Below are 22,303 nucleotides of genomic sequence, written 5' to 3' on the forward strand. Positions count from 1 at the left end.
TCCGCGCGCTACCCTGAGGCCACAGCGAGAGAATGCGGGGCGTGCGGTGTTGGGATCGTTATGGGTGTGGATCGTCCTGGGCCTGATCGCCCTCGGCTACGCGGCCGCCATCGGTTTCGCCACCCGGTCATTGCTGGGCACCACGGTGGGTTGGCTGCGCACCACGCTCGTGGCGGCGCTGGTGTTCATCGGCTGCTGGCCGTTCGCCTACTTCACCGCCACCCAGGCGCGGCTGATCACCGAGAACGGCGACCTCAAGGTGCCCGCGATCGTGTTGGTGCTGTTCGTCGCGCTGGCCTTCGGTTGGGTATTCGCATTCGGCATGGCGCTGTTGGTGGCGACGGAGGCTCTGTGGCCCACCACCGCCGCCAACCCGGTGGATGCGTTCCGGGCCGCACTGCACCGGCGTCGGCGCACCAAGCGCTATCTGCAGATCCTCACCCTGCTCTCCCGGCACGGTATCGGCTGGATCGTGCAGGAGCGCCCCGGCGCCGCTCTGCGTCAGCAACGGGTGGGTGGCCGGGCGCCGGAAGCCTTGGTTGCCGCCATCAACGATGCCGGCGTCACCTTCGTCAAGCTGGGCCAGCTGCTGTCCACCCGTCGGGACCTGCTGCCGCACAGCTACACGGTGGCGCTCGCGTCATTGCAGTCGGGGGCCACGACACTGCCGTGGCCTGCCGTACGCGCCGTGATCGAGGCGGAGCTGAAGGCCCCGCTGGAGACCGTGTTCGCCACCGTGAACGAGGAGCCCCTCGCGGCGGCATCCGTGGCGCAGGTGCACGCCGGTACCCTGCTCGACGGCACGGCGGTGGTGCTCAAGGTGCAGCGCCCAGCGGCCGCCGCCCAGGTGGCCGCCGACATCGACATCATCGTGCGGCTCGCTCAGCGGGTGGAGAACCAGACCAGCTGGGGCCGGGATTTCGGGGCGGTGTCGCTCGCGGAGGGGTTCGCGAGGTCGCTCCGGAACGAGCTGGACTACCGCATCGAATTCGCCAGCACGCAGCAGATCGGCAGTGTCGTCGCCTCGTCCGCCGCCGCCGAGGTACTCGTCGTGCCGCGGGTCTACTCGGAAGCCAGCACCCGGCGCCTGCTCACCATGGACCTCATGGATGGGGTGCCGCTGAACGCGGCGGGGGAGCAGCTCGACCAGATGTGGCCGGAGGAGCGGGCCGCGCTCGCCGCGGCGCTGCTCGACGCCGTGCTCGAGCAACTGATCGTCACGGGCATCTTCCACGGCGACCTGCACCCGGGCAACCTGATGCTGCTCGGCGACGGCCGGATGGGCATGATCGACTTCGGCAACGTCGGGGTGCTCGAGCGCAGCATGCGGGAGGGCCTGGTCACCCTGCTGCTGGCCGCGGCCCATGACGATGACGTCGCCACGACGGATGCGCTGCTCCTCGTGGTCGAGGCGCCGGCCGACGCCGACATCAAGGGTCTGCAACGCGACCTGGGCCGCATGCTCACCCTCGCCCGGCACAGCGCTGAGGGCGAGGGATCGGTCTTCACCGCCATGCTCGACATCGTGCGGGAACACCACCTGGCGATCCCGTCCACCCTCGGCCTGGCGCTGCGCTCGCTCACCACGCTCGAGCGCTGCCTGGCGATCCTCGACCCCAACTTCGACATGGTGAGCACCGCGTTCGAACGGGTGCCGCACTTCCTGCGTCGGCTGTTCACCCCGCAGTCGGTGCTTGGCTCGGCCCAGGCTCAGGTGGCCGTGCTGCGCACCACCGCCCGTCGGCTGCCGCGCCGGTTGGAGACCATCAGTGCGGCGCTGGAGAAGGGCACCTTCAGCGTACGCATTCGCGCCTTCTCCGAACCGGACGACCGCTGGTGGCTCGGCTCCGTGGTCATCGAGACCATCGGCGCACTCATCGCGATCGCCGCGGTGAGCCTGGGCGTGGTGCTCGTGGTGTCCGACGCCGGTCCCGACCTGGTCTCCGGGGTGCGGCTCTACGCCTTCCTCGGCGCCACCATCGGCCTGGTCGGCTTCGTGCTGATCATCCGGGCGCTCCGGCAACTGTTCCTGCGGCATCCGCAGTAGCCTCGCCGGCGGCCCGTTTCCGGAACGCGACCATGTTCATCCGGTTGCCGCAACGCACGCTGCAGAACCGCTTAGACCCGTTGCGGGACAGGTCCACCAACAGCCCGTCGCAGTGCTCCGCCGCACAGGCGCGGAGCCGCCCGCTCTCGTCGCTGCGGATCACGTCGACGAGAGCCAGGGCCACCTCCACCAGAATCCGTTCGGCCAGCGGGGCGGCCGGGTCGGTGGCGTGCAGGTGCCAGTCCATGCCGTCGTGCCGCATCAGCCGGGGGAGCGCCTGAGCGCTCTGCAACAGGCCGTTCACCTCGAGGGCCGCGTGGTCGCGATCGAGCGTCCAGATGCGCCGCAGACGTTCCCGGGTGGCGCGCACCTCGGTCAGCTCGGCCTCGGTGCGGTCCAGGCGTCCGGAGAACCGGTGAGCGTCGAATAACTGCACGACCTGGGCGGGGGAGATGAGCTCGTCGAGCCCGCTTTTGGTGGCTCCGGCTACGGTGTTGGCGAGGTCGACGGTGAAGGCCAGACTCGCCTCGGCGTCAGGGGCAAAATGCAAATTGACTCCTTACTTATGATCACACTATCTTCATGATTAGCGCCCCGGCAAGACCGCTGACCCGCCCGGCGTACAGGAGCCCCATGAACCGCTCGTCCACCTCGCTCGGCCTGGTCATCGCAGTCGTCGCCGCGGCCACCTTCGGCCTGTCCGGCGCCCTGGCCAAGCCGCTGCTCGAGAGCGGCTGGAGCCCGGCTGCGGCGGTCACCGCGCGGGTGCTGATCGGCGGAATCGTGCTGTCGCCGCTTGCGGTGCTGTCGTTGCATGGCAAGTGGGCACTGCTCTGGCGCGCCCGCTGGCGGGTGCTGGCGATGGCACTGATCGGCGTCGCGGCCACACAGCTGCTCTACTTCGGGGCAATCGAACGCATCCCCGTGGGTACGGCTGTGCTCATCGAGTACATGGCGCCGTTGCTACTGGTGGGCTGGGCGTGGGCGCGCAGTCGGCGCAGCCCCAAGGCCGTCGTGCTGATCGGCTCCGTTGTGGCCCTGGCCGGCCTGGTGCTCGTGGTGTCGCCGGGCGGATCGGCCAGCTTCGACGTGCTCGGCCTGCTGCTGGCCCTGGGGGCGATGGTGGGGTGCGCTATCTACTATCTTGTGGCGGCGCATCCCAGCGACGGGCTGCCGGCTGTGGCGCTAGCCGGATTCGGCCTGCTGCTCGGCGGCCTGCTGCTGGGCCTCGTCGGGCTGTCCGGGCTCGTCCCGTTCCGCACGTCCACTGCCGACGTGCCGATGTTCGGCGCCGAGGTGCCGTGGTGGCTGCCGCTCCTGATCATCGGCGTGGTGGCCACGGCCGTCGCCTACTCCACCAGCATCGCCGCCAGCGAGATGCTCGGCTCCCGGCTGGCGTCGTTTGTGGGCCTGCTCGAGGTGGTGGCCGCCACCTTCTACGCCTGGCTGCTGCTGGGCGAGCAGCTCACCGTGCCGCAGCTCCTCGGGGGGCTGCTGATCCTCATTGGCATCGGTTTCGTTCGCTCGGAGAAGACGGATGCCGTGATCGAACCGGCATCCGTCCCCCTCGTGGAGCCCCTCGGGACCGAGGAGCTGCCCGGCCAACCGGGCTAGTGGGCGACGACGGGTTCGGCGTCCTCGCTCAGGTGCGCGTTGGCCAGGGACAGGCCGTGGCCCATCCGGCGGAAGAGCAGCGCCGCGATGATGCCGCCGACGGCGAAGAACCCGGCGCCCCACCAGTACGCGGTGGCGTAGCTGGTGACGGCGGCCTGAGCGGCCACCTCGGCCGTGGCCGGTAGGTGCGCGGCCACGTAGTCGGCCGCCGCGGTCGCCGCCAGGGTGTTCAGCAGGGCCGTGCCGATGGAGCCACCGACCTGCTGGCTGGTGTTCACCATGGCCGACGCGACGCCGGCGAATTGGCGGTCGACCCCCAGCGTGGCGGTCTGCATCGAGGCGGGCATGATCGAGCCCATCGCGAAGCCCAGGATCAGCAGCGGCGGCAGCACATTGGCCGCGTAGGTGCTGTCGAGGTCCAGGTTGGTAAGCAGGATCATGCCGATCATGCCCAGTGCCATGCCGAACGGCACCATGATCTTCGGGCCGAACCGGGGCACGAAGATGTTCGTCGACAGCTGCGCGGCAAGCACCAGCATCGCGATCATCGGCAGGAACGAGAAGCCGGTCTGCATCGGGGTGAAGCCCAGCGAGGTCTGCAGGTAGTACGTGACGAACAGGAAGATCCCGAACATGCCCGCGCCGGCGACCATCACCGAGAGGTATGCGGCGCCGCGGTTGCGGTCGAGCACGATCGAGAGTGGCAGCAGCGGATGCGCGGCCTTCCGCTGCCAGAGCACGAACGCCACGAGCAGCACCACGGCGCCGCCGAGCATTCCCCAGGTCAAGGGCGAGTCCCAGCCATCGGTCTCGGCGTTGGAGAACCCGTAGACCAGGCCGAAGAGGGCCGCGGAGACCAGGAGGGTGCCGGGGATGTCGAGCTTGGGCCGGGGACCGGTGCGCTGGAGGGTGTCGACGAAGATCGCGGCGCCGATGACGGCCACGACGGCGATGACGACGTTGATGTAGAGGTTCCAACGCCAGTCGAAGTACTCGGTGAGGAAGCCGCCGAGCAGCAGGCCCACGGCGCCGCCCGCGCCGGCGATCGCACCGAAGACACCGAAGGCGCGAGCGCGCTCCTTGGGAATGGTGAAGGTGGTGGTGAGCACCGCCAGGGCGGTGGGGGCCAGCAGGGCGCCGAAGGCACCCTGCAGGGCGCGGGCGGCCACGAGCCAGCCGAAGCTGTCGGCCGCGCCGCCGAGCGCAGAGGCGATGGCGAAGCCGATGAGACCGATGATGAAGGTGCGCTTGCGGCCGATCAGGTCGGAGAGTCTGCCGCCGAGCAGCAGCAGGCTGGCGAAGGCGAGAGAGTATGCGGTGACGATCCACTGGCGGTCGCCATTGGAGAAGCCGAGGTCGGCCTGGGCGGAGGGGAGGGCGATGTTCACGACCGTCGAGTCGAGCACGACCATGAGCTGAGCGAGGGCCACCACGCTCAGGGTCCACCACCGACGGGAATGGGGCACTGATGTGCTCGTCGCGGGAGACGAAGCGGGGATCGTTTTAGACATAAACGCGACTCTATACGATACTGTGGAGTTCCGGATCTTAACAGTTCCTGAATTTACGCCCGGTAACATGTGGAGTTGTACAGGGAAAGTCCGGCGCCTGCCGACGCACAGGCTGGTGGCGCATAATTTCAGGATCCGGCAGGGTCCGGAACCCAAGACCTACAGAAATGGAGATCGCCGCAATGACGCAGGTCGAAGCCGGTGCGCTGGATGGTGCTGTGGTCGAAACCACTGTGCTCGAAACCACGGTGCTGGAAACCACTGTGATCGAAACCAAGCTGGGCCGCAAGCGCGACCACACCCGCGACCCGGAGATCCTCGCCGCGGCGCTCGAGGTTCTCGCCGAGACCGGTTTCGACGGCATGACCATCGACATGGTCGCCACCCGAGCGAAGGCCGGCAAGGCCACGCTCTACCGCCGCTGGCCGTCCAAGAACGAACTCGTGATCGACGCTGTCGCGTGCATGAAGCAGGCCGACCTTGACCAGTCCCGGCTGCCGGACACCGGCACGCTGCGCGGCGACCTGGTGGCGATGATCAAGCCCCGCACCATTGAAGATGCTGTCAAGAAGATGCAGATCATGGCCGGCGTTATGTCGATGATCTCGGCGACACCCGATCTCGCGGACGCGGCCAACGATGCCCTCTTGAAGCCGCGGGCCGCGGCCAACCGGTTCCTCATCCAGCGCGCCATCGACCGCGGAGAGGTCGACCCCGGCTGCGACATCGACGCCCTGTGCATCGTCACCCCCGCCATGGCCACCTACCGCACGCTCATCGAACGCAAGCCCGTTGACCGGGACTTTCTCATCTCGCTCATCGACGGCGTGCTGCTGCCGGCCCTCGGCCTGCGCGGCGGCGACCCGGCGCGGCGCGGTAAGGTTGCGCCACCGGCCTCGTAGCCGGCGGAGTTCCATCTCGACGAAGAGAGCGTGTCATGTCCGGCAAGTATGAATTGACTGCAGACCGATCCGGGGGCTATGTCTTCAAGCTCAAGGCCCACAACGGCCAGGTCCTGATGACCTCGGAGAGCTACCAGACCAAGGCGGACGCCCTCAAGGGCATCGAGATCGTCAAGGCGGATGCAAAGGGGCGCGTCGTCGACCTCACCGAGCCCAAGTAGGCCCGACCACCCCCACGCGAGCTCGGTTCAGAGCTCGGTGTCGGCCACCGCGAAGGTGTCGCAGGCATCAGCCCCGCCGGTGTAGCCCGTCTGGAACCACTTCTGACGCTGTTCGCTCGACCCGTGTGTCCAGGTCTCCGGGTTGACCTGACCCTGGGCCTTCTCCTGAATGCGGTCGTCACCGATGGCGGATGCGGCGTTCAGCGCATCCGCCATCTGGACGTCCGTGATCGGGTCGAGCAGTGGGACGCCGTCGGCATCCGTGGTTTCGGTCGCCGAGCCCAGCCAGGCGCCGGCGAAGCAGTCGGCCTGCACCTCGAGGCGCACGGCATCCGAGGTGGGACCGGTCTGGGAGGTGTCTGCGCTGGCGAACGTGCCCGCGAGGTTCTGGATGTGGTGGCCCCACTCGTGACCAACGACGTAGAGCTGGGAGAGCGGGCCGGCCGTGGCACCGAACTGGCTGCGCAGCTCGTCGTAGAAGGCGGTGTCGAGGTAGATCTGCTGGTCACTCGGGCAGTAGAACGGCCCCACCGCACTGGTCGCCGAGCCACAGCCGGTGTCGACGGCCTGCTCGAACAGGTTGATGGTGGGGGAGGCGTACCCGATGCCCATGGCCGGCGCTTGCTCGGCCCAGTACGCGTCGAGCGAGTCGTAGGTGAGTCCCGCCCGGCATTCCACGTCGGCATTGGCGTCGGAGCCGGTCTCGCAGTTGGTCAGGGCGGTGCCCTCGCTCTGGCTGCCGGCGCCGCTCGTGCCGCCGCCCACCAGGCCGGTGAGGTCCACCCCGAGCAGCTGCGAGAGCAGCACGATGGCGACGAGGCCCAGGCCTCCGCCGCCGACGGCGAGGCCGGTGCGGCGGCCCGATTTGCGGACCCCGCGGCCGGAGTATTTGGCGTCGTCGTTAAAAGTCATTCCTCGACAGTATGCGATCCTCAGTTCTGCCCGGTGCCGCCACGACGCGGCACACGGGGCGAATACTGGCGCTCGGTCGGCCCGCCTGTCACACTGCGGTCATGAGAAGTCTCGGGGTCCTCGTGCTGGCAATCGTCGGTGCCGGGCTGCTCGCCCTGGGCGGATGCGGCGGCGGTGCGGCCCCCGGCGCCGGTGCCGGGCCGGGCGGGTTCCCCCGGCCGGCCGCGGCGGGCGAGGTGCTCGCCCAGGGCCTGGTGCTGCACAAAGACGGCGAAGACCCCCAGCTCTGCCTGGGCTCGGTCGCCGAGTCGTACCCGCCCCTGTGCGGAGGTCCGCCGATCGTCGGCTGGGACTGGGCGACGGTGGAACAGTCCGAGAGCGCATCCGGGGTCACCTGGGGCAGCTATGCCATCACCGGCACCTGGAATGCCGCAGTCTTCACGGTGACCCAGCCTCCCATCCCGCTCTCGCTCTATGACCCGCTCCGGGTTGACGACCCCCGTGAGGACCCGCAGAACGCGGGCGCGAGTGACGAGGCCACCCTGCTGCGCCTGCAGGAGGAACTGCATTCCGCGGACTACAGCCCCTCCCAATTCACCGACTGGTCGGAGGCGCCGATCCTGTCGGACTGGACTGCGAACGGGTACCTCTGGGTATCCGTGATCTACGACGACGGCTCGATCCAGCGGTTCATGGACGACCAGTTCGGCACCGGTATCGTCGCGGTGCTGACCGCGCTGCGGGATGTGGGCTGACGGGTTCGCCGCCGTAGGATCGAGGGCATGGCCCTCCTCCACAAAGCAGACCTGACGCCCACCAAGATCGAACTGCTCAGCGGCTGGGTACCCAGTCAGCCGTGGTTCTCCGGTGAGGCGGATGCGCCGCTGGAGAACATCGCCGCGTACCGTTTCGATGACCCGGACGGCCAGGTGGGCATCGAGACGATCCTCGTGAGCGCCGGCACCGGCCCGGTGCTGCAGGTTCCCGTGACCTACCGGAACGCGCCTCTCGCAGACGCCGAGGCCGCCCTCATTGGAACCACCGAGCACTCGGTGCTGGGCAAGCGATGGGTCTACGACGGCGCGGGCGACCCGGTCTACCTTGCCGCCGTCGCCACGGCCGCGTTGACCGGCGGCCGCCAGGCCGAACTGCAGATCGAGATCGACGGCGAGATGGTCCTCCGCGAACCGACGGCCGTGGTCGCCGGCAGTGGAGCGCCAGGCGGACCTCCCGTGGCTCTGCCCGGGCGCGGCGAGATCAGCATCAGCGAGGCGCCGGGCGCCGCCGTCGTGGCGGCCGGTCCGCTGCGGATCGTCGTGGCCCGCGTGCTCGACGACGACGACGTGCTGGCGAACCAGGCGCCCGACTCGGCCACCCACGAGGTGCTCGCCGGCACCTGGCCCCAGCAACCCAGTCTGCGCACACTTGTGCTGGTCGGGGTCGTCACCGGCTAGGCGAAACCGGCAGACTGGAGCGATGGACGAGGACGGATTCGACCAGGAGGATCTCGAGGAGATCGAACTCGACGAGCCCGGTCCGCCCTGCCCGGCCTGCGCCACGGAGATGACCGAGGACGGCGTTGACACGGCCGAGGGGCTCGAGTCCTGTCACCGCTGCCCGCGCTGCAAGCTCGTGATCGTCATTCCGGGGCTCAGCGACCGGTAGCTGAGGCTCAGGCGCCGAGCGGCTCAGTTACGCCCGGCCGGAGCCGCTCCACGATGGCCACCCTGGCCGCACGGCCCACCGCGGTGGGCAGCAACGGGTAAACGTGCACCTGCCCGACGCCCTCGTGGAACTCCAGGTCGACCCCGGCCGCGACGGCTTTGTCGACCAGGAGATGGGCATCCGGGTTCAGCACATCCCGTGTTCCGCTGAACACCGTCAGCGGCCCCAGGCCCGCCAGGTCGCCCATCAGCGGACTCACCACCGGGTCCAGGATGTCGTCGGACCCCTTCCAGAGATCGGCGAGCACTTCACCGCCAGGGGTCGCCAGCCAGGGGTCGCTCGGCTGCACGGTGGGGATGAGCGGGTTGCTCCAGGAAAGGTCCAGGGCGGGGGAGATCAGGACGGTGCGGCGTAGCGTGATGTCGTGCTCGTCCCGCAGCACGAGAGCGGCGGAGAACGCGATCTGACCTCCGGCGGAGTCGCCGGCCAGGCAGGTGCTGCCGTACCGCTCCAGGTTGCCCCGCACCAGGTCCACGACGCCTGCGGCCACGACAGCGGCGGTTCCGAACGGCACGAGCGGATAGATCGGCACGGTGACGGTGGTGTTCGCTTCCGCGGCGATCTGCGCGGCGAGGTGCCAGTGTTGCCCGGCGATCTGGTTCACCCAGCCACCGCCGTGCACGTACACCACGCTGCCAGTGGGGCTGCCGTCCACGGGCGCGATCGTATAGACCGGCCAGGCCGCACCGGAGACTGTCACCCGAACGTCACGGCGCAGCCGGCTCGGCGGCCCGTACGGCGTCGGCCGAAGCTCGCGCTCGCGCACATGCCGGCGCGCTCCCTCCGCAGTGACGAAGACCCGGTTCGCGCGCATCAGTCGGAGGGCGGGAACGATGACGCTGCTCGGGAGAGTGACCATGTCTACATTGTCGCGGACATCTGCCGGCGTTGACCGGTCGCGGCTGGTCGACGGCTGGCCTTCCCGTGTTCACCCCGAACAGCCATACTGAGGCCATGACCACACCCCTGCTCGGCGACCGGGTACATTACGCCGGCGTGGCCTGCCTGCTGGTGGCTGTCGTCACCTTCATCGCCGCGGTCGCCGTCTTCATGGCGGGTTTCGAGCCGGCGTTCCTGGCCATGCCGTTCTCCCTCGCACTCTTCACCCTCGGCATCGGCGTGCTTTGCGTCGGTCGCCGCTAGTGATCACTTAGCCCCTGGCTTGACCGCCTGGAGCGTGTACGACAGCGGCGCCACGCCGGCCAGAGTGCTCAGCGCGAACTCCCCATCGGGCCGCTCGATCATTTGGCCGGGCAGCGCCTCCCACGGCACGCTGTCGTGTTCCACGAGCATCGTGAGGTTCAAGCCCGCGTTCAGGAGCGCCGTCACGATCTCACCCAGGCCGTGATTCCACTCGTAGGTCTTCGTGGCCGTCATCGGGCGGTCGGTCTGCACGTAGGTGGAGTCGTCATCCCACTCCAACGGGGCCTCGTGTTCGAAGTACGGGAACCGCAGGTGCAGATCGTCTCCCAGCCTCTCGTCCATCGCCCAGAGAATCGGATGTCCCTCCCGGAGGAACAGTCGACCGCCGGGTGCCAGCAGCCCGGCCACGACGGCGGCCCAACGGTCGATGCTCGGCAACCAGCAGAGCGCCCCGATCCCCGTGTAGACCAGATCGAAACCGCCCGGTTCGAGTACCGAAAGCGCCGAGTACACGTCGGACTCGACGAAGTCCACCGTGTCACCGGTCTCCTGCACGAGGGTGCGAGCCTCAGCGAGGGCTACCGGGGAGAAGTCCAGCCCGGTGACGTGGGCGCCGAGCCGGGCGAGGGAGAGCGTGTCGGTTCCGATGTGGCACTGCAGGTGCACTGTGCGCAGCCCCGCGACATCGCCCAGCCGGTCGCGGTCGAAGCGCACCACATCCGATAACAGCGTCGGGTCGTCCACGTAGCGCTGCACCTGGTAGCCGAGACCGGTGCGTGCTGCGTGAGCGGATGCCCGATCGTCCCAGTTGGCCCGGTTCGTGTCCAGGAAATGCTGCATGGTGGTCCTCGTCCTGCCCGGGGTTGGCGAGCCGACCAGACTAGCGCAGACCGGGCGGCGAGGAATAGAGCGCGCGCCGCTCGACGTTAACCCCACTGTGCCGACGAGCCGGGCCGCAGAGACCGGTTCTCAGGGCGGACCCATGCAACGCTCAGTGGCACCTGCGAAACTAGTCAATTCATCTTTCGAGAACGCAAGGAGACCCCATGCCCACCATTGACGTCACCGAGACCACGTTCGGCGAGACCCTGGCGGCCAACGAGATCGTGCTGGTGGATTTCTGGGCCGACTGGTGCGGTCCGTGTAAGCAGTTCGCCCCCACTTACGCGGCGTCGTCGGAGCAGCACCAGGACGTGGTGTTCGCCAAGGTCGACACCGAAGCCGAGCAGCAGCTGTCCGCCGCAGCAGGCATCCAGTCGATCCCCACTCTGATGGCCTTCCGTGAGGGCGTGCTGGTGTTCTCCCAGCCCGGAGCGCTGCCCCCGGCAGCCCTCGAGCAGGTGGTCACGGCCGTGAAGGGACTGGACATGGCCGACGTGCACCGCCAGGTGGCGGCGCAGAAGGCCGAGCAGCAGGCCGCCGCCCAATAGGGCCGGCTCAGCAGGGCGCCCAATAAGGCGACTTCGCACCACACACCACAAAAGGTGGGCAGAGATTTCTCTCTGCCCACCTTTGTGTTGATGCAGGTGTTACTTGGCGGTCACCGTGAGGAGAGCGTCTCCGACGGCGACATGGCCGGTGGCGGCCTGGTCGATGGAGCCGAACTTCTTCGGGTTCGTCACGAGCACCGGAGTGACCAGCGAGTAGCCGGCTTCCTCGATGATCGCGCGGTCGAAGGTGACCAGCGGGGTGCCGGCCTCGACCCTGTCGCCAGCCTTGACCTTGACGTCAAAGCCCTTGCCGGCCAGGTTGACGGTGTCGATGCCCACGTGGATGAGCATTTCGATGCCGCCGTCGAGCATCAGGCCGAAGGCATGGCCGGTCGGCTGAGCGACCAGGACCTTGCCGGCCGCCGGCGCGAAGACGGTGTCTCCGGTCGGGTCGACGCCGACGCCGAGGCCCACGATGCCCTTGCTGAACACGGGGTCCGGCACCTCATCGAGCGGTACGACGATGCCCTCAACCGGCGAGCCGATCGTGGCGAGCACCGTGGCAACCAGGGTGGCCGTGCCGCCGGCGGCGGGTGCCGTGGCGGGAGCCGTGCTGGATGCGACGGCAACCGGAGTCGCAACAGGAGCGACCGGCGCGTGCTTGGCCTCTTCCATGGCGGTGTCAGCGGCGAGCTGAGCGGCCGCTTCGGCCTTCTGCTCGGGCGAGAGGTAGCCGGAGAGGATCACGAGGATCATCGCGGTGAAGAACGACGCGGCCACGGCGACCGCGTACAGCGGGATGTTGTTGAAGGCCGGGATGGTCAGCAGCGACGTGAACACGAATGCGTTGGTCGTGACGCCACCGCCGAGGCCGATGATGACACCACCGACGAGGCAACCGACGAGCATGCGCGGGTAGATGCGCTTGAACCGCAGGTGGATGCCGTACAGCGACGGTTCGGAGATACCGCCGAGCAGTCCGGCGGCAAGAGCACCCGTCGCGGTCTGCTTCATCTGGCTGTTCTTGGCGCGGATGGCGAGGACCAGCACGCCGGCAGTGGCACCGAAGCAGGCGAAGTTCCAGGCGCCCATCGGGCCCTGGATGAAGTCATAGCCGAGGGACTGGATGTTCAGCAGCATCACGGCGTTCAGCGGCCAGTGCAGTCCCAGCGGAACCATGAACGGGTAGGCCAGCGGGATGACGATCGCGAAGATGAGCGGGGAGAAGTCGTTGATGGACTTGAGGAACTCTCCGATGGCCGCACCGCCGAAGACGCCGATCGGGCCGATGAGGAAGGCCGTGACGGGGATCATCACGAGCATGCTCAGGAACGGGACGAAGATCAGCTGGACGCTGGACGGGATGACCTTCTTCAGGCCCTTGGTGAGCAGGGCGAGAACGGCCGCCATCAGCAGCGGCGGGAAGACCTGCGAGCTGTAGTCGGTGACGGTGAGCGGCAGGCCGAAGATCGACACGATCGCGGCCTTGCCGTCGAAGACGGTCTGGGCACCGTCGGTGGCGGCGAGGGCGGAGAAGCCCGGCAGCATGACAACGGCCATGATGCCGAAGCCGACCCACGGGTCGGCGCCGAGGCGCTTGGAGGCGTTGTAGGCGACCATGAGCGGCAGGAAGACGAACACGCCCTGCCACATCAGGTTGATGAAGGCCCAGCCGGGCTCGAGCGTGACGCCGGGGGCGTTCCACGCGGGGATGACACCGAGGGTGGCCATCAGCGCCATGAACGTGATGAACAGCGACGCGCCCAGCAGAGCGCCCAGGATCGGGCGGAAGGAGTCGGAGAGGACCTCGAAGAAGGTGTCGAGCCCGGCGAATTTGCCGCGGGGGCCCTTCGCGCGCTCGGCGGCCTTGATGTCGTCGGCGCTTTCGCCGGTGCCGACCTTCTTCATTTCGGGCAGCGCCAGGATCTCGTTGTAGACGGTCTCAACCGCGCCACCGATGACGACCTGGTAGCGGTCCCCGGACTGGGGAACGGCGCCCAGAACGGCGGGGATGGCTTCTACCTGGGTCTGATCGATTCCGGATGCGTCCTTGAGCGTGAAGCGCAAGCGAGTCGCACAGTGGGTGAGGGCGACGACGTTCGACGCCCCACCGATACTTTGAATAATGTCTTTAGCGGGTGAGGTCGCCACCTGGATCTCCTTATGGTGTGGGTGCCAGACGCGTGGTTCCCGTCTGGTACAGCTCAGTGCGAACCGGGTTGGCCGACTGAGAATATCCTGTCAAATTTCACACACCACTTGAAATTTACACTGTTCGGGAATCGAAATTTGGGTCGAAGGTCCCGGGGGAGTGTGTTCAGGGTAGGCGGCGGGCCCGCAGCACCACGTCTTCGGTGTGATGCGCCCCGGCGCCGGTGCTCACGTGGCGGGGCCGAACTTCGTCGACCTCGACGGTCCAGCTATCGTCCAGCCGCGCGGCAACATCCGCCGGACTCACGTAGTCCTGGGGGTGGAACCCGTGCGCGGCGGCCTGCTCCACGCTGGGCAGGGAGTGGTGCACCACGAGGAGCACGCCATTCGGCGCCACCGCGTCAAGCAGGGCGCGTTCGGACGCGGCGTCGTGGGTGCGAAGCAGTGCGGGGTACTGCGCCGAGACCACGTCGAAGGACTCTGGGGCAAGCGCCGCCTCCACCAGGCCGACGTGCAGCCAGTGCACCTGAAGGCCGAGGGCGTCGGAGCGCTCTGATGCCCGGCCCAGTGCCACCTGGGAGACGTCCAACGCCGTCACGTCCCAGCCGTGGGCGGCCAGCCAGAGTGCATCGGCACCCTCACCGCAGCCGACGTCCAGGATGCGGCCGGGCCTCATCCCCTCCAGTTCGGCCACCAGGGTCACGTTCGGCTGCCCGCTCCAGAGTGCCTCCGCGCCGGCATACCGCTGGTCCCAGAGATCCTGGATGTCGCGGGGGTCCTGTGGCGTATGCACGGTCGGTGTGTGATCGCTGATCTGGTCCATCATGGCAGCATGCAGGCCCGGCGGTCCGCGGCGAAATCGGATTGCCGATCCGGCAACCCGATGGCTCGGTCAGCGGCGGGAGTCGGCCTCCGGGCGCAGTCGGATCAGCCGCTGCGGGCCGTCCTCCTGCAGCTCGGCCACGTCGCTGCGCGACGAGAGGAAGTCGGTGAACGAGCGGAAGCCGAGCGGCTTCTCGTTGAAAGACGGGTCCATGCGGCGCATCTGGTTCTTCACGGTGCCGGTGTTGAGCCACTCGTCGGCGTCGCCCTTGGCGTGGCCGATCTGCAGGGCGCGCACGAGGAGTTCTGTGGCAAGCGATTGCGGGTCGATGTCGTCGGCCGGTTCCAGGTCATCGAACTGCGAGTCCTCGGTGTGCGAGAACATCGGGATGGTGGTGAGCTTGCGCGCCGTGCTCGGGGGAGTCTCAGGCTGTGTCTCCGTGCGCTCGGACGAGCGTCGGCCGGACTTCGGGCGCTCGGCGGACGTCGCGGCGGCCGCTGCGGCGGTGGCCTTGTCGATGCCGGGGAGCGAGTCGTAGTCCTCGAACTCGTCGCAGGCGGCGGCGAGCGAGGTGCTCGTAGAGCCGGCGACGCCAATGCCCACAACGAAGCGGCCAAGGCGCTTCGACTTCTGGGCCAGGGCGATGTAGTCCGAATCGCCGGCGACGATGATCACGTGGGTGAGGTCGGGCAGCCGGAAGAGGTCTTCGACCACGTCGACGGCGAGGCGGATATCGGCCCCGTTCTTGGTGCCGCGGGTGGTGGTGGTGAACAGCTGGGTGAGGTCAACCGCGCGGGACATCAGCTGACGCTGGTAACTCGCGTTCACCGGCACCGACCAGTCGGCATAGGCGCGGTTGACTACGAGAGTGCCGAACGAGGCGGCGAAGTCGATGATGGCGTTGAAGTCCACGGTGGCGGCGGCCAGGCGTGCGGCGACCTCCGGGTCGGCGTCGCGGCTGGTGCGATCGAAGTCGCGGATGCCGTCGCGCTGGAACGCGTTGCGGCCATGCAGCTGCTGGTAGCGCGAGATGACGATGTTGTCGAAGTCGATGTACAGGCCAACACGGGCATCGGTCGGTTCGGTCATGGTGAGCTCCTCTTAGCCGCAGGCGGAAGACTCAATAGCGATCCGGTATCTCCAGTCTGGTGCGCGGGGTGCGGCGAGGGCAAGTTGCGTACCCCCTGCGGGCGCCGGCTCACCGGCTCATGTCGCCCACGTCCGGCACCGATCCCGCCCAGCCGTAGCGCAGCAGAACGGCGCCCTTCTCGCTCGCTGCCTCGGCGGCGAGCAGCGTGAGGGACGCGGGCGGTCCGTCATCCGGGAAGAGCCGTTTGCCGGGGCCGACGACGATCGGGTACACCCAGAGATTCAGCTCGTCGAACAGCCCCTGGGCCACCAGGGTGCGGGACAGGTCGATGCTGCCGATCACGTGGATCTCCTCGTGCCGCTCGCGCAGGGCGGCCAGCTCCGCGACGAGGTCGCGGCCGAGCAGGTGCGAGTCGCGCCAGTCCAGCTGCGGCCGGCCTCTCGAGGCGACGTATTTGGGTATCGCGTCGAACTTGCGAGCGATGGCGGAGTCGGCGCCCTCCAGCTGGTGCGGCCAGTAGCCGGCGAAGATGTCGTAGGTGCGGCGGCCCAGTAGTAGGGCGTCCATGGCCTCGATTCCCGCGGAGATCTGGGTGCCGTCGGTCTCACTGATCAAGGGCGCCTGCCAGCCTCCGAACCTGAAGCCGCTGTCGGTGTCCTCGTCGGGTCCGCCGGGGGCCTGGGCGACGCCGTCGAGGGTGGTGAAGTGGTCGATGTGGATGCGGCCGGTCATGTTGAGGTCTTCTCCTGGTTGGTGTTGCCGGGGCCGAAGCGAAGGCGGCGGGTGACAAGTTGTCGGGCCACCTGGCTCAGAGGCATCTGGTGTGAGCGGGCATGTTGACGGATGAGTCCGAACGCCGCCTCGGTGGACACCGGGCGGCTCGTGTGTCGTGCAGGAACGGGCGCGCAAGCTCGGAGATTTGCCCTCGGCCGTCAGAAAGGGCATCCGATGCGATCCGGAACGCATCCTGTGCCATCGCTACAACTCCTCCCTCGTTTTCTACTGTGTCTGCGCGAGCCGCTGGACCTGCCAGTTGTGCACGTCGGGCAGCCACTCCAACAGCGCATCCGGGCCGACCCTGGGGTCATCGATCGTTCGGCCGTCGCGCAGGTTCTGCACGTACGCGCGATCCAGCACGATCCGGGCCCGCAGCTGCTCGGCCCCGCCGACGGAGCCGTGACCGGGGATGACGGCATTCGTGTCGCCGGCCACACCCTCCAACAGCCGCAGCGCGTCGAGGTAGTCCTCGATCGGAGTCTCGGCCGCCAGATCGAGGAACGGCATCAGGATGTCGCTCAGCATGTCGCCCGCGACGAGCACGCGACTCGCTTCGAGCACCAGCGCCGCATGGCCGACGGCATGGGCCTGGTGCTCGATGATGCGCACCGCCGGACCGTCCCAAGGAATCTGCGTGGCTCCGGCGGGCAGGCCCGTGACGAGACCAAGCAGCTCCATCGGGATGTCCTCGGCGTGCTCCGGCGGAAGCCCTTCGGCGATCTGGTCCTGCCAGTCCGCGTTCGAGAGGAACTCACGCATCAGTGTCGCGCAGCGAGACGTGGCGTACCGGGGCACGTCACCGAACTCCTCGTGCCACAGCATATGATCCCAGTGCGGATGCGTGGAGAAGCTGGCGACGACGGGCTCGCCCAGCTCGCGAAGGTCCTGTGCCAGGTGCGCCAGCTCCTGGCCGGTGATGCCAGGATCGATGAGCAGCACGCCGTGCTGCCCCTGCACCACAACGGAATTGCTCTGCAGGAACTCGCTCTCGTGAACCAGAACGCCCGAGGCGACGCGCTTCAACATGCAATGCCTTTCGTTTGTGGTGTTCAACAGCCTGGTGTGACGGTAATCCGGCCCAGGGGCCGGTGCAAGCACTTCGGGTGAAGTGGATGACGGGTATCCGGGCAGGTGCGCGCACACATTGCAAGAATGCAGCCATGCCCAGCGGCCCGAACGAACTCAGCGTCCATCGCGCAGCAGATTTCACGGGCCCCGACGCCGACGCCGTGAGTCGCCTCGTGGAGACCTGTGTGACGCACACCGAAACCGAAAAGCTGCTCATCTGGGTGGCTCCGGCGCCCAGCTGCCGGGAATCGGCACGGATCATGAGTGGCACCGACGGCCGATGGCGAGGATGCTGGTGCGCATGGCAGCACACACAAGAAGATCGACAGCGTGGCGGTGGGCCAAGGTGATCCTGTCGGCGTTCGTGGCGGCAGTCGGGGCAGGGTCATCGGCTATAGCCGTCATGACATTCGGCGGGCGCGCCGGTCCAGGAGATCTGCCCACGACACCGCCGCCGAAGGAATACCGTCCGTGATGGACCCGGTCAGTTCTTCTGCAGCTCCTCGGCGAGCATCACGATGATGCCGCTGGGCCCGCGCACGTAAGTGAGCTTGTAGACGTCCTGATAGGTCGCCACACCGCGGAGCGGAAAACACCCGTGCGTTGCGGCTATCGCGAGGGCGTCGTCGAGGTTGTCGACCGAGAAGGCGACCCGGTGCATGCCGATCTCGTTGGGCAGGGTGGGCTCCGTCTCGATCGCGTCGGGGTGGAGGTATTCGAAGAGTTCCAGGCGGCCGTGACCGTCCGGCGTCTGGAGCATCGCAATCATGGCGTGGTTGCCGTCCAAACCGACAGCAGTGTCGGTCCACTCACCACTGACCTCGTCTCGGCCCAGAACCGTGAGGCCGAGGTCGGTGAAGAAGGAGATAGTTGCTTCAAGGTCGCGTACGGCGATGCCGACATTCTCAAACTTGATGGACATATCGTTCATGCTAATCAGCGGGACGGCTGCGGGGGCGGGTTATTGCCGGTATCGACTTCGACGAAGAACTCCAGCAGGTTGTCGCGCATTGGACGCCACGAGCGAGAGTCCTCGTGTTTACAGCGCGGAGGAGGACAGGAATTCCTGTCGCGAGAAACCCGGCCCTCATCGATCACACCGGGATGTTGAATCGACACTCTCGTTCGCCCATGGAGATGCTCCCACGAGCCCGCACTCACGCTGCCGTCAGGAGATCTGCGTGGTTTTCCCGCCGCAGGAAGTCGATGACAGCATCACGGCTCTTCTCGAGGCACACGATCCTGTTCTCCACAACGCGCAGTTCCCGAGCGAGCTCCTCCGCCAGAGCCCGGTTGCTAACGGCGGCCTGATCTTGCGCTGTCGGAGCAACTCGTGGAATGAACGGTGCCGATCCTGTTGGACGAGTTGACCCAAGACCCGGACAACATGACGCGAAAGTACCGCCTGCACACACGCACCTCGCGCGACGAGGTCGCCGAGGAGCGTGGATCAGGCGGCTGTGCTCTAGCTGCAAGCTCTCAGATCGAGTTGCTCCTGCCGTAGCGTCATGTGGTCTGCTGGAAGCCATCCCGTCCCAATCCGAGAGGTTTGCCATGCACCCGTTCCCGACCCCGCCCCGAGACGTCCTGATCGGCGACGCCGCGGCGTTCGTCGGCGTCACTCCGCGGACGATCCGCCACTACCACCAGATTGGCGTGCTGCCCGAGCGGGAGCGGGGCGGCGACGGCCGCCGCCGGTACGGCTACGCGGACATCATCCGGCTGCTCTGGATCCGCCGCATGGCCGACGCCGGGATCGCCCTCGACGACATCCGCGACGCCGTCGGCGCCGCACCGAGCGGCGCCGACGGAGAGGACGAGATCGCAGAAGTTCTCGCGCGACTGGAAGACACCCTCGCCGCGCAGCAGGCCGAGCTGCAGCGGAAGCGCGCCTCGGTGCAGCGGATGCAGACCCTCGGCAGTCGGCTGGGATTGCTCGACGATCTCGTCTCCGGTCGCCTCGAGGGCGCGCCTGAGGGCTCGCTGCGACAGGATGACCTGGACGTTCTGCTGGTCACCGAACGAATCTTCGGTCCGCTCGGCGCCGTCATGCAGGCGGGCCGTTTCCTCGCTCTGGCCCGCGATGCCGGGCTGCGCGCCGAGTCCGACCGCGTCGATGCCGCCGAGGAGGCGCTCGACGACACGGTCGCCCTCGACGACCCCCGGGTGGCGCAGGTGGCGGCCGAGCGGCACGCCTTCGAGACCGCGCTGATGCGCGTCATCGAGGAGTCCGGTCAGCTGGAGGAGGACGACAACATCTTCAACACCTGGGACGAGCTGCACCCCCCGAGGACACCGACGCGGCGCCCGACCCCAACCCGGCAGAGGGCTCCCGCGCGAGGAGCGCGGCGGAGATCATCCGAAGCATGCCCTACGACTTCTCCCCGGCGCGCCTGCGAAGCATGGAGCTGGCGGTGCAACTCGGCGCGGTGGCGGCGGCGCCCTAAGCGGGAATGCAACCCTGATGTCGCTTCTCATTCTCGTCTGCACGAGTCCTCACACTCGCATGCACGGTGCACCGCACGAAGTGAATCATCCGTTGAGCGGAATTCCCCCTGCCTCGTATCCCATATGTATTTAGCCACTCAGGTTAGGATGGCCCTGACCCCAGCGAGTGGACACCTCACAAGAGAGAATGTTCACTATGGCAAGATCACGTCGGGACTTCACCCCTGAGTACAAAGACGAGGCCGTGAAGCTGGTCATCACCACCGGCAGGGCGGTCGCGACCGTCGCCCGCGAGCTCGGAATCAACGAGGCGACGCTGGGCCGGTGGGTGAGTGCATTCAAGGCGCGGAACGAGACCGGGCAGACCGAGGTCACGGAGTCTGAACGGGCCGAGCTGCTGCGGCTTCGGAAAGAAAACACGGACCTGAAGATGGATAGGGCGTTCTTGAAAAAAGCGTCCATCTTCTTCGCCCAGGAAGCATCGGATACGAACGGCAAGCGTTCGAACTGATGCTGGCGGAGAAGACCAACTTCACCATCACCCGCATGGTCCGCCTCCTCGACGTCTCCCGGTCCGGCTACTACGCCTGGGTCGGCCGGCCGCCATCGCCGGCGTCGATCCGTCGGGTGCATATCGAGCAGAAAGTCGCCTTCTTCCACGGCGATTCCGACGAGGTCTACGGCGCCCCGAGGATCCTGACCGATCTCCGCGCGGACGGAGAGATCATCTCCCGCAAAACCGTCGCCGCGACCATGCGGCGCCTCGGATTGGCGGGTATCTGCCCGAAGAAATGGAAGACGACCACCATCATCGACCACGCTGACGCGTACCCGGTCGACGCGGTCAAACGCGAGTGGGACACCGGGGCTTTGAACCAGGTCTGGGTCGGCGATATCACCTACCTGAGGACCTGGGAGGGGTGGGTGTACTTGGCGACCGTCATCGACGCCCACAGCCGCCGCGTCATCGGCTGGGCCATCGCCGACCACATGCGCACCGACCTCATCCAGGACGCCCTCCGGATGGCCCTGGTGCTGCGCGGGGACCGTCCGGCGACGGTGATCTTCCACTCGGACCGCGGCACCCAGTACGCGTCGGAACAGATCACCCTCTTCGCGGCCAAGAACGGCATCACCCGGTCGATGGGATACACCGGAATCTGCTGGGACAACGCCATGGCCGAGAGCTTCTTCGCGACGTTGAAGACCGAGTTCTACTACCGCCGGGTTTGGCCCACCCGGGCGCGCGCGATCCAAAGCGTCGCGGAGTGGATCGAGGACCGCTACAACCGCCGCCGCCGGCACTCCTCGATCGGGCACGTCACCCCAGTGGACTTCGAGATGCAATACTCGTCACAGGCCGCAGAGATCCAACTCGCCGCTTAACCCGTGTCCACTCTCCGGGGTCAAGGCCAGGAGGCATGCCCGACAGAGGCGATGATCGAGCGAGTATCAGCTGCCGTCGATGGTGAACTGCACTCTTTGTATCTCGCTGAGGCATGACAGTCGGGCCTTTGAGAAATACGATTCAGCCGCCTGCAGATCCACAGTAGAGCTCCAGAATTCGCTGGCGGGGGCGAAGTTGTATCCCATCACGCCAGGGTCGACCGCTACCTCGTCGACGCACTGCAATGTCGCTTCCGAGGGAGGCTCTGAAACGAAGGCACTGAGAGATCGATCTTTCGTCTCGAATCCGCTTGAGTATGAGGCGAGGTCACTGTCGATGACGGTAACGAAAGAGGATTCCGCGGGCAGGAACGCCTGATAGGCCTCCATGCTCGCTGCGAAGGCGGTGGAAGTGAGCCCTTCCGCTGCCAGCGACGAAACGAGTTGGAGGTTGGTCCCGTCATCGGAGTTGCGAGGGTCGCCCAGCCAAGACGCCCGAAGCCACGCATGATCTACTGCGCTGCTGACAACTGCACGGTCCACGATCTGTATCCGAGCCCAATTTGAGGCGTCGTCTGCGGAAAGACTAACCGCGTTACCCGCTGCAAACAGGGTGACGTACACGGTGACGTCGGCCTTGGGATCGACTCGGGTTCGTACCCATTCGGTGATGAGTCTGGCCGTGGAATCTACCTCCGCAGATTCTCTCTCATCACTCAAGATGACGTCGAAGACAACAAACGTTCCTGGCTCGAGGAACCCCGACAGCCAGTTTCTCGTGTGAACGCTCTTGACTCCCGCCACCGAACTGACGTAGTCGATAAACGCAGCCTCCACGGTTGAGGAACCAACCAGCTGCGGTACTTGGGCCGAGCAACCAGCTGTGAGAATGATGGCCGGCACAAGCGCGAGTATTCCAAACCATCTGAGCGCAGTTGCTCGTTGAAGAGTCCTGAACATCTACCCGCCTTCCCCCCATCGCAAGCCTAACCGCGCGCCCAGCGGCCGACGATTGCGATTGGGTGGCAAACAAGTCCTCCCGAGACAGGGAGGTC

Annotated in this window: 22 protein-coding genes and 1 pseudogene; 11 read left to right on the top strand and 12 right to left on the bottom strand. The window is 67.1% G+C overall.

Annotated features, from left to right (window positions below):
- Nucleotides 1–64: 64 nt before the first annotated feature.
- Nucleotides 65–2,047: an AarF/ABC1/UbiB kinase family protein gene (locus KY500_RS01445; RefSeq protein ID WP_219902043.1), complete on the top strand. Its 1,983-nt coding sequence runs from the start codon at nt 65–67 to the stop codon at nt 2,045–2,047.
- Here the strand turns inward: KY500_RS01445 and KY500_RS01450 are convergent.
- Complete coding sequence (locus KY500_RS01450; protein ID WP_219902044.1) at nt 2,004–2,597, bottom strand: CGNR zinc finger domain-containing protein; 594 nt, start codon at nt 2,595–2,597, stop codon at nt 2,004–2,006. The genes KY500_RS01445 and KY500_RS01450 overlap by 44 nt on opposite strands.
- A gap of 83 nt (nt 2,598–2,680) precedes the next feature.
- Between KY500_RS01450 and KY500_RS01455 the strand changes: the two genes are divergently transcribed.
- Entirely contained in the window at nt 2,681–3,661 is a 981-nt protein-coding gene (locus KY500_RS01455) for a DMT family transporter (protein ID WP_219902045.1), read from the top strand.
- Here KY500_RS01455 and KY500_RS01460 read toward each other — a convergent pair.
- Nucleotides 3,658–5,127, bottom strand: coding sequence for an MFS transporter (locus KY500_RS01460; RefSeq protein WP_255579690.1), 1,470 nt, complete (start codon nt 5,125–5,127; stop codon nt 3,658–3,660). The genes KY500_RS01455 and KY500_RS01460 overlap by 4 nt on opposite strands.
- 227 nt (nt 5,128–5,354) lie before the next feature.
- Between KY500_RS01460 and KY500_RS01465 the strand changes: the two genes are divergently transcribed.
- The gene (locus KY500_RS01465) at nt 5,355–6,074 is read left to right on the top strand and encodes a TetR/AcrR family transcriptional regulator (protein ID WP_219902047.1); all 720 of its coding nucleotides are present in this window, start codon (nt 5,355–5,357) and stop codon (nt 6,072–6,074) included.
- Nucleotides 6,075–6,109: 35 nt separating this feature from the next.
- Nucleotides 6,110–6,295 carry a DUF1508 domain-containing protein gene (locus KY500_RS01470; RefSeq protein WP_066593492.1) on the top strand — a complete coding sequence of 62 codons (186 nt, stop codon included), beginning with the start codon at nt 6,110–6,112 and terminating at the stop codon, nt 6,293–6,295.
- Nucleotides 6,296–6,322: 27 nt separating this feature from the next.
- Here the strand turns inward: KY500_RS01470 and KY500_RS01475 are convergent, their stop codons facing one another.
- Complete coding sequence (locus KY500_RS01475; RefSeq protein WP_219902048.1) at nt 6,323–7,207, bottom strand: neutral zinc metallopeptidase; 885 nt, start codon at nt 7,205–7,207, stop codon at nt 6,323–6,325.
- A gap of 101 nt (nt 7,208–7,308) precedes the next feature.
- Here KY500_RS01475 and KY500_RS01480 point away from each other — a divergent pair, with 101 nt between their 5' ends.
- The 3 genes from KY500_RS01480 to KY500_RS01490 are packed head-to-tail and all read left to right on the top strand — an operon-like array spanning nt 7,309 to nt 8,872.
- Nucleotides 7,309–7,962, top strand: coding sequence for a hypothetical protein (locus KY500_RS01480; protein WP_219902049.1), 654 nt, complete (start codon nt 7,309–7,311; stop codon nt 7,960–7,962).
- 27 nt (nt 7,963–7,989) lie between these two features.
- Nucleotides 7,990–8,661 (top strand): hypothetical protein, encoded by a 672-nt coding sequence (locus KY500_RS01485; protein ID WP_219902050.1) that lies wholly within the window; start codon nt 7,990–7,992, stop codon nt 8,659–8,661.
- A 22-nt stretch (nt 8,662–8,683) separates the two neighbouring features.
- Entirely contained in the window at nt 8,684–8,872 is a 189-nt protein-coding gene (locus tag KY500_RS01490) for a hypothetical protein (RefSeq protein ID WP_219902051.1), read from the top strand.
- A gap of 7 nt (nt 8,873–8,879) precedes the next feature.
- Here KY500_RS01490 and KY500_RS01495 read toward each other — a convergent pair whose 3' ends face one another.
- Nucleotides 8,880–9,791: an alpha/beta hydrolase fold domain-containing protein gene (locus tag KY500_RS01495; protein ID WP_219902052.1), complete on the bottom strand. Its 912-nt coding sequence runs from the start codon at nt 9,789–9,791 to the stop codon at nt 8,880–8,882.
- 95 nt (nt 9,792–9,886) lie between these two features.
- Here KY500_RS01495 and KY500_RS01500 point away from each other — a divergent pair, with 95 nt between their 5' ends.
- Nucleotides 9,887–10,075 carry a hypothetical protein gene (locus KY500_RS01500; protein WP_219902053.1) on the top strand — a complete coding sequence of 63 codons (189 nt, stop codon included), beginning with the start codon at nt 9,887–9,889 and terminating at the stop codon, nt 10,073–10,075.
- A 3-nt stretch (nt 10,076–10,078) separates the two neighbouring features.
- Here KY500_RS01500 and KY500_RS01505 read toward each other — a convergent pair whose 3' ends face one another.
- Nucleotides 10,079–10,915, bottom strand: a complete 837-nt coding sequence (locus KY500_RS01505; protein ID WP_219902054.1) for a bifunctional 2-polyprenyl-6-hydroxyphenol methylase/3-demethylubiquinol 3-O-methyltransferase UbiG — start codon at nt 10,913–10,915, stop codon at nt 10,079–10,081.
- A 206-nt stretch (nt 10,916–11,121) separates the two neighbouring features.
- Between KY500_RS01505 and trxA the strand changes: the two genes are divergently transcribed.
- Nucleotides 11,122–11,505, top strand: a complete 384-nt coding sequence (gene trxA / locus KY500_RS01510) for a thioredoxin (RefSeq protein WP_219902055.1) — start codon at nt 11,122–11,124, stop codon at nt 11,503–11,505.
- A gap of 99 nt (nt 11,506–11,604) precedes the next feature.
- Here trxA and KY500_RS01515 read toward each other — a convergent pair whose 3' ends face one another.
- The 6 genes from KY500_RS01515 to KY500_RS01540 form a co-directional block, all read right to left on the bottom strand.
- On the bottom strand, nt 11,605–13,656 hold the full coding sequence (locus KY500_RS01515; RefSeq protein ID WP_219902056.1) for a glucose PTS transporter subunit IIA: 2,052 nt from the start codon (nt 13,654–13,656) through the stop codon (nt 11,605–11,607).
- Nucleotides 13,657–13,822: 166 nt separating this feature from the next.
- Nucleotides 13,823–14,449 carry a bifunctional 2-polyprenyl-6-hydroxyphenol methylase/3-demethylubiquinol 3-O-methyltransferase UbiG gene (locus KY500_RS01520; protein WP_255579696.1) on the bottom strand — a complete coding sequence of 209 codons (627 nt, stop codon included), beginning with the start codon at nt 14,447–14,449 and terminating at the stop codon, nt 13,823–13,825.
- 99 nt (nt 14,450–14,548) lie between these two features.
- Nucleotides 14,549–15,568, bottom strand: a complete 1,020-nt coding sequence (locus KY500_RS01525; RefSeq protein WP_219902058.1) for an NYN domain-containing protein — start codon at nt 15,566–15,568, stop codon at nt 14,549–14,551.
- Nucleotides 15,569–15,677: 109 nt separating this feature from the next.
- A complete protein-coding gene (locus KY500_RS01530) occupies nt 15,678–16,301 on the bottom strand; it encodes a dihydrofolate reductase family protein (protein ID WP_219902059.1) in 624 nt (207 codons plus the stop codon).
- A 267-nt stretch (nt 16,302–16,568) separates the two neighbouring features.
- Nucleotides 16,569–17,372, bottom strand: a complete 804-nt coding sequence (locus tag KY500_RS01535) for an MBL fold metallo-hydrolase (protein WP_219902060.1) — start codon at nt 17,370–17,372, stop codon at nt 16,569–16,571.
- Between the two features lie 526 nt (nt 17,373–17,898).
- Nucleotides 17,899–18,336, bottom strand: a complete 438-nt coding sequence (locus KY500_RS01540; protein ID WP_219902061.1) for a VOC family protein — start codon at nt 18,334–18,336, stop codon at nt 17,899–17,901.
- A gap of 632 nt (nt 18,337–18,968) precedes the next feature.
- On the opposite strand from KY500_RS01540, the gene KY500_RS01545 reads away from it, so the two are divergent.
- Together KY500_RS01545 and KY500_RS01550 are read left to right on the top strand one after the other, a co-directional pair.
- Nucleotides 18,969–20,090, top strand: a complete 1,122-nt coding sequence (locus KY500_RS01545) for a MerR family transcriptional regulator (protein WP_255579699.1) — start codon at nt 18,969–18,971, stop codon at nt 20,088–20,090.
- Nucleotides 20,050–21,248, top strand: a pseudogene (locus KY500_RS01550) (IS3 family transposase). Before KY500_RS01545 ends, KY500_RS01550 begins: the two are co-directional and overlap by 41 nt.
- 66 nt (nt 21,249–21,314) lie before the next feature.
- Here KY500_RS01550 and KY500_RS01555 read toward each other — a convergent pair.
- Nucleotides 21,315–22,208, bottom strand: a complete 894-nt coding sequence (locus tag KY500_RS01555; protein ID WP_219902062.1) for a hypothetical protein — start codon at nt 22,206–22,208, stop codon at nt 21,315–21,317.
- Nucleotides 22,209–22,303 lie beyond the last annotated feature (95 nt).

Origin of the sequence: Cryobacterium sp. PAMC25264 (genome assembly GCF_019443325.1) — a bacterium.
Classification (GTDB): Bacteria; Actinomycetota; Actinomycetes; order Actinomycetales; family Microbacteriaceae; genus Cryobacterium.

What these genes read in the sequence shown, in the direction of transcription:
- KY500_RS01545 (WP_255579699.1), top strand. Translation starts at nt 18,969, where the DNA reads ATGCACCCGTTCCCGACCCCGCCCCGAGACGTCCTGATCGGCGACGCC.
- KY500_RS01485 (WP_219902050.1), top strand. Translation starts at nt 7,990, where the DNA reads ATGGCCCTCCTCCACAAAGCAGACCTGACGCCCACCAAGATCGAACTG.
- KY500_RS01495 (WP_219902052.1), bottom strand. Translation starts at nt 9,791, where the DNA reads ATGGTCACTCTCCCGAGCAGCGTCATCGTTCCCGCCCTCCGACTGATG.
- KY500_RS01500 (WP_219902053.1), top strand. Translation starts at nt 9,887, where the DNA reads ATGACCACACCCCTGCTCGGCGACCGGGTACATTACGCCGGCGTGGCC.
- trxA (WP_219902055.1), top strand. Translation starts at nt 11,122, where the DNA reads ATGCCCACCATTGACGTCACCGAGACCACGTTCGGCGAGACCCTGGCG.
- KY500_RS01470 (WP_066593492.1), top strand. Translation starts at nt 6,110, where the DNA reads ATGTCCGGCAAGTATGAATTGACTGCAGACCGATCCGGGGGCTATGTC.
- KY500_RS01455 (WP_219902045.1), top strand. Translation starts at nt 2,681, where the DNA reads ATGAACCGCTCGTCCACCTCGCTCGGCCTGGTCATCGCAGTCGTCGCC.
- KY500_RS01490 (WP_219902051.1), top strand. Translation starts at nt 8,684, where the DNA reads ATGGACGAGGACGGATTCGACCAGGAGGATCTCGAGGAGATCGAACTC.
- KY500_RS01480 (WP_219902049.1), top strand. Translation starts at nt 7,309, where the DNA reads ATGAGAAGTCTCGGGGTCCTCGTGCTGGCAATCGTCGGTGCCGGGCTG.
- KY500_RS01540 (WP_219902061.1), bottom strand. Translation starts at nt 18,336, where the DNA reads ATGTCCATCAAGTTTGAGAATGTCGGCATCGCCGTACGCGACCTTGAA.
- KY500_RS01555 (WP_219902062.1), bottom strand. Translation starts at nt 22,208, where the DNA reads ATGTTCAGGACTCTTCAACGAGCAACTGCGCTCAGATGGTTTGGAATA.
- KY500_RS01505 (WP_219902054.1), bottom strand. Translation starts at nt 10,915, where the DNA reads ATGCAGCATTTCCTGGACACGAACCGGGCCAACTGGGACGATCGGGCA.
- KY500_RS01525 (WP_219902058.1), bottom strand. Translation starts at nt 15,568, where the DNA reads ATGACCGAACCGACCGATGCCCGTGTTGGCCTGTACATCGACTTCGAC.
- KY500_RS01465 (WP_219902047.1), top strand. Translation starts at nt 5,355, where the DNA reads ATGACGCAGGTCGAAGCCGGTGCGCTGGATGGTGCTGTGGTCGAAACC.
- KY500_RS01535 (WP_219902060.1), bottom strand. Translation starts at nt 17,372, where the DNA reads ATGTTGAAGCGCGTCGCCTCGGGCGTTCTGGTTCACGAGAGCGAGTTC.
- KY500_RS01475 (WP_219902048.1), bottom strand. Translation starts at nt 7,207, where the DNA reads ATGACTTTTAACGACGACGCCAAATACTCCGGCCGCGGGGTCCGCAAA.
- KY500_RS01530 (WP_219902059.1), bottom strand. Translation starts at nt 16,301, where the DNA reads ATGACCGGCCGCATCCACATCGACCACTTCACCACCCTCGACGGCGTC.